This is a genomic window from Aminobacter sp. P4_D5 (genome assembly GCF_056401815.1).
This window is the reverse complement of sequence record NZ_JBFUIP010001186.1, coordinates 1-564: the sequence shown is the minus strand read 5'-3', so window position 1 is coordinate 564 and position 564 is coordinate 1. Positions and strand designations below refer to the sequence as shown.

1 pseudogene is annotated in these 564 nt (G+C 66.3%); it reads right to left on the bottom strand.

Features of this window, described 5'->3' with window-relative positions:
* Nucleotides 1-121 precede the first annotated feature (121 nt).
* A pseudogene (locus tag AC1DWF_RS37395) lies at nt 122-564 on the bottom strand (CDP-alcohol phosphatidyltransferase family protein); the annotation flags it as partial.

Below are 564 nucleotides of genomic sequence, written 5' to 3'. Positions count from 1 at the left end.
GCGGCGTGGACGAGGTGGCCGGCCAGTGGCGGTACGTGAGATCGACGCCGTCATGGGTCGTGAATTTGTGGTCCTCGACGGGTCGCATGGGACTTCCTTTGGCGATTGGGGCGACGGTATCGGCTAGCGTCATGTCCGCGAGGCCGGCAACGACGCGGTTCACCGTGGTGCCGATGAGCAGCAGGCAGGTCAGCGGCATGAGCCAGAAGGCGAAGGCCGGAAGTGCGCCGGAAACGCCGACCCAGACTCCGAGGGCACCGAACAGCAAGGCCCGGTCACTCTTGCCTAGCGGGCCGTCATAGCGGCGGTTGGGGCCGAGCACGCCGGCGAATTCCGAGATGATGGAAAGCACCACCACGGCACCGACCCAGCCTGCGCTGAAAGGGCGGACGAGCGCGAAGGGTGCGTACAGCGCGGCGTCGGAAACGACATCGGCGAGTTCGTTCAGATAGCCGCCGAGGTGCGATTTCTGTCCGTGCTCGCGGGCCAGCATGCCGTCCACGGCATTGAGCGCCATGCGCAGAAGGAGCCAGACCGGCAGAAGCAGAAACAGCGCAGACGGCC